Below are 5,265 nucleotides of genomic sequence, written 5' to 3' on the forward strand. Positions count from 1 at the left end.
GACGGTCATGGCCCGCTCGATGCCATTTTTCGCGAAGCCCAGATAGGGAAACAGTAAAGACAGGGTCAGCAGCAGCAGGGCAGTAAAGGCCAGGGCAGGGGTGAGCTGGTCGTTTTGTGCCGGGCGCATCAGTGGGTGCTGGCAGCGGGGGCACTGCAGCCACTGGCCATCCTTGCCGGGGCTCACGGCCGACACCAGATCACATTCGTGACAGGGTAGTAAAAACGTTTGGCTCGTGTTGTTCGCGTCCTGCGCCATGGCAGCCATTCCGATCCGTGAAGGCCCATTAGAGCAGTTGCAAGGGCGGTGTCACAAGCTCCGACAGCAACAGCAAAAATTCAATGTGGGAGCGTGCTTGCACGCGAAGAGCTGGGCTGTCGGGTCGCAGCCCCTTCTTCGCTTGCAAGCACGCTCCTGCACGACGGCTTTCAGTCCCGTGGGGCGTAGTCAAACACGTCGCAGTGAATGTTGCCGGCGGGAACGCCTTCAGCCACCAGTGCATCGAACACCGCCCAGGCCATGGGCGGGGAACCGCCCAGAAAGAACAGGGGCAGGTCGGGTTCGCTGAGCGCTTCCAGTGCGGCTTCATGGACCAGCCCTTCGGCGTGGTCCGGGTGGCGGATATCCGACAGGGAAGTGATGAAATCGAAGTCGGCCAGGGCACCCTGCCATTGGGCCGGCAGGTGGGGCAGATACAGGTCTGCGTCGGTTCGTGCGCCCCAGAACAGCCGCACTGGCTGAGTGAAATTCAGGGTGATCAGACGTTCGATCATGGCTTTTACCGGTGCAAAACCAGTGGAGCCGCAGATGAACCACACGGGCTGGTCCGGTGCGCTGTCGATAAACCGCAGGCCGGCGGGCAGGGTGGTACTCACGGTGCTGTCTGCCCGCAGGCTGGCCATAATGTCCTGGGCGGCGCTGTTGTCATCACCATGGCGGATGTGCAATTCAATATCGCGGCCATCGCAATGGTTGGCGATGGAAAAGGGATAGCTTTCGCCGTGCAGGTTCAGCATCAGGTACTGGCCCGCGTGCCACTGGATTTTCTTGCCGGCGGGCAGGCGCAGCCAGACCCGGCTGACGTCGTGGTTGAGCGCGTCGATCTGCTGGATCTGGCAATGAATCTGGTGGACCGGCAATTCACCGGGCGCGGTTACCTCGGGCACATCTATCTCGCAATCGCTGAGTGGCAGAGCGACGCAGTATAACACCTGGGAGCTGCTGGCATCGCCCGCGTGAATGGTGCGGTTTTTCTGTTGCACCTGTCCATGACTAAGGCGACCGATGCAGCGCTCACACACGCCATTGCGGCAGGCCACAGGGAAGCCGAAACCGGCCTGCTGGCCGGCGTCGACGATGGACTGGTCGGTGCGGCAGGGGAAATGGCCCTTGCCGTTGACGGTGATGGTGAAGGTCCGGGGCATGGAAACGTTACGAGTATCGAGAAGCGAAAATCTACAATCGCGGCTGCCGGTTGTGGTTTTGCCTTTCGAAACTCAATACTCGTAACTCGCCACTGTTTTAACTGCCTGCGCCCACGAATAGCGCCACGATACAACCCATGCCNAAGGCCCAGACCAGGGTGCGGGCGCTGGCCCAGTCAGCCACATAACAGACGGTGAAGAGAATGCGGCTGGCGACGAACGCCAGGGCGATACCATCAATGGTGCCCTGCGGAGACGTGGCAGCCAGGTGGGCGATGATCACTGCCGCTGCAAAAGCCGGGGTGACTTCAAAACCATTCTGCTGCGCCCAGTGGGCGCGTTTGCGACTCCCTTCCAGAGTTTCCAGAAACTCGCGGGGGTTATGGTTTTGTTTGGGGCCGAACCCGCCCTGAAACTTGGCGAAGCCGGTGGACAGGTAGGGCAGGAAGATGGCGGCAAGCACGCACCAGTAAGCAATCGTCATTACGTTTTCTCCGTTGTTTTAATATGCCGCAGGAGCGGCGCTTGAGCCGCGAAGCTGTTGGCGCAAAGGTCTCAGGCTTCGCGGCTCAAGCGCCGCTCCTACGGGAATGAAGGCGAGGGTATCTCAGTCCTTGTCATCGGTTCGTGAGGCTAGCAGCCTCTGCTCGATGATCGCAAAACGATCCTGGCCCCAAGTCATGTCATCTTGAGTCATAAAGCTCGGTACCCCCCAGCTGCCGGCTTCCATCATGGCGTCGCGGTTGGCTTCGGCCCGTTCGCGCCAATCGTCGTCGTCCAGCCAGCGGCGGGCCCGGTTCCAGTCCAGGCCGGCGTTTTCCACCAGAAATTTCAGGCCATTATCGCTGGCGGCGTTAATTCCCTGGCTCCAGATGCCGGTGGCGGCGGCGCGCAGCCATTCGCGCAGGCGGCCTTCTTTTTCGGCAAAGGGCCAGATCGCCATGCAGCGCTCCACGCCGGCGCCCACCGGGTCGCAGACCTTGCCGAACGGCACTGCGTGCAGGCGGGCTTCCCGGGCGGCGTCCTTGAGGATGTAGAAACGCTTGGCTTTGGGGACCGTGAGCCCGCGCATGACCATGGGCAGCACTGGGCGGATTTTCAGGTCCAGCCCGTAGTGGTCCGCCAGCGCATAGGTGCGCGCCAGGGCGATGTAGGAATAGGGGCTGCGAAAGGAAAAATACAGCGCCAGCGGGGTGCCTTTGAGGGCTTCCGGGGTGTCTTTCAGGCGGGCCCGTTTGGCGCGGCCGTAGGGTAGCGGCCAGTCGGCGCCGCCCAGTCCCAGCTCGTTGAGGCGGTGGCCCAGATGATCCAGCCGCTCCACGCTCCAATACCATTCGCCGGCGTAGTGCAGGGTGCCAGTGAGGTAGTGGCCGTCCTTCAGAAACTGGTCCCGGCGGGCTTCCAGTGCCAGCTGGGCCCGATCGGCGGCCTGTTGGCCGTGCTCGCTGAGCAGGGCTTCCAGTTTGTCGTGATCATCGCGCCACAGGGCATCGGCCAGGGCAGCGGCCAGGCTCCAGAAGCGCTCGTCGCCTTCGTGTTTCAGCAGGCAGCGGGTGGCGGCCAGGCTGACTTCACGGGGCGGCAGCTGCCAGTCTTCGGGAAAATCCAGCCCGTGCAGATTGGCCAGCTTGACCGCGTCACGGGGGGCGAGCTCCGCGAGCATGTCGGCGGCGGGGTACATCTGCTGGTCCAGATACAGCATCACCCGGGGGGTGACGGTGATGCCGAAGTGGCGGGCAAAGCGCGGCATTACCTGTGCCATCAGCACCGAGTAAGGGTCATCAATGCGGAAGTAGAAGGTGGCCTGGTGGGGCTGCCGGCGTAATATGCGGCGCCACTCCAATAGTCTGCGGCGTAACTGTTGCAGGCCTTCACTGGTGATCAGGCGGGCAAGCAGGGGCATTAGCTTGTGTTTGAGGCTCATGCGAATGATGGCTCCTTTGGCATGGCGCATTGTTGGCCAGACTGTCGACTATAGCCTAAGCCATCCAGCCGTTTCCGTGAAAAGGAGTAAAACGCTGGATGCTGGACGCCTGATGCCGGACGGTAAAGACAAACCCGTGCTGAGATCGCTTGTGTGGCGCTCGTTTGCACGAGAAAGTGTTCGTTGTGGCACGCGAGGGTGTTTGTTTCGCGTCAGGCATCAAGCGTTATGCGTCCAGCGCCGTAGCAACAAAAAAGGCGACCTCCTGGGTCGCCTTTTCTGTTGCTACGGCTTTCCGGGAATTACTCGCCGATCTGGCTCAGGTCACGCACTGCGCCGCGGTCGGCGCTGGTGGTCAGTGCGGCGTAGGCTTTCAGTGCGGTGGACACCCGGCGTGGACGGATTTCCTTGGGTTTGAAGGCCAGCTTGCCACGGTTTTCCATGTGGGTGCGGCGATGCGCCAGTTCTTCATCGCTGATATCCAGGCGGATGGTGCGGTTGGGGATATCGATATCGATGGTGTCGCCTTCATTCACCAGGGCAATGGCACCGCCTTCCGCCGCTTCCGGAGAAGCGTGGCCGATGGACAGGCCGGAGGTGCCGCCGGAGAAACGGCCATCGGTCAGCAATGCGCATTCCTTGCCCAGCCCTTTGGATTTCAGGTAGCTGGTGGGGTAGAGCATTTCCTGCATGCCCGGGCCGCCTTTGGGGCCTTCGTAGCGAATCACCACCACATCGCCGGCAACGATCTGGTCGCCGAGGATGGCGCGTACCGCAGAGTCCTGGGATTCGAACACCCGGGCGCGGCCGGTGAACTTGAGGATAGAGTCATCCACCCCGGCGGTTTTCACGATGCAGCCGCGCTCGGCGATGTTGCCATAGAGCACGGCCAGGCCGCCGTCCTTGCTGTAGGCGTTTGCGTAGTTGCGGATGCAGCCGTTTTCCCGGTCGTTGTCCAGGCTGTCCCAGCGGGTTTCTTGGCTGAAAGCCGTCTGGGTGGGGATGCCCGCCGGGCCGGCGGTGAACATCTTCTTCACGCCTTCGTCGCTGGTGCGCATGATGTCGTAATGCTCCAGGGCCTCGGCCACGGATGCTGAATGCACCATGGGGATGTCCCGGTTGAGCAGGCCGGCCCGGTCCAGCTCGCCGAGAATGCCCATGACGCCGCCGGCGCGGTGCACGTCTTCCATATGGTATTTCTGGGTGGCCGGGGCCACTTTCGACAGGCACGGCACTTTGCGGCTCAGGCGGTCGATGTCTTCCATGGTGAAATCCACTTCGCCTTCCAGTGCCGCTGCCAGCAAGTGCAGCACGGTGTTGGTGGACCCGCCCATGGCGATATCCAGGCTCATGGCGTTCTCAAACGCCTTAACCGTGGCGATATTGCGCGGCAGCAAGGCCTCTTCGTCCTGCTCGTAATAGCGCCGGGTGATATCCACGATGCGGCGACCGGCTTCCAGGAACAGCTCGCGACGGTCGGCATGGGTGGCCAGCAGTGAGCCGTTGCCGGGCAGGGACAGGCCCAGTGCTTCGGTCAGGCAGTTCATGGAGTTGGCGGTGAACATGCCGGAACAGGAGCCGCAGGTGGGGCAGGCAGAGCGCTCCACTTCATTCAGGGTTTCTTCGTCCACGCTGTCATCGGCGGCCATCACCATGGCGTCCACCAGGTCCAGCTTGCCCTCGGCCAGCTTGGTCTTGCCCGCTTCCATGGGGCCGCCGGATACGAAGATCACCGGGATGTTCAGGCGCATGGCGGCCATCAGCATACCGGGGGTGATCTTGTCGCAGTTGGAAATACAGACAATGGCGTCGGCGCAGTGGGCGTTGACCATGTATTCCACGGAATCGGCAATGATGTCGCGGCTGGGCAGGGAATAGAGCATCCCGTCGTGGCCCATGGCAATGCCGTCATCCACC

At 62.1% G+C, this 5,265-nt stretch carries 4 protein-coding genes and 1 pseudogene; all 5 read right to left on the reverse strand.

Features of this window, described 5'->3' with window-relative positions; genetic code table 11:
- Positions 1 to 186: pseudogene (locus A3754_RS04640) on the reverse strand (paraquat-inducible protein A); the annotation flags it as partial.
- A 242-nt stretch (positions 187 to 428) separates the two neighbouring features.
- Positions 429 to 1,424, reverse strand: a complete 996-nt coding sequence (locus A3754_RS04645; RefSeq protein ID WP_063518957.1) for a 2Fe-2S iron-sulfur cluster-binding protein — start codon at positions 1,422 to 1,424, stop codon at positions 429 to 431.
- Between the two features lie 97 nt (positions 1,425 to 1,521).
- Positions 1,522 to 1,908, reverse strand: coding sequence for an MAPEG family protein (locus A3754_RS04650; protein WP_063518958.1), 387 nt, complete (start codon positions 1,906 to 1,908; stop codon positions 1,522 to 1,524).
- A gap of 123 nt (positions 1,909 to 2,031) precedes the next feature.
- Complete coding sequence (locus A3754_RS04655) at positions 2,032 to 3,348, reverse strand: 2-hydroxychromene-2-carboxylate isomerase (protein WP_063518960.1); 1,317 nt, start codon at positions 3,346 to 3,348, stop codon at positions 2,032 to 2,034.
- Positions 3,349 to 3,650: 302 nt separating this feature from the next.
- A partial coding sequence (ilvD, locus tag A3754_RS04660; RefSeq protein ID WP_063518959.1) for a dihydroxy-acid dehydratase occupies positions 3,651 to 5,265 on the reverse strand: 1,615 nt, incomplete at its 5' end.

This window comes from Alcanivorax sp. HI0083 (assembly GCF_001635175.1).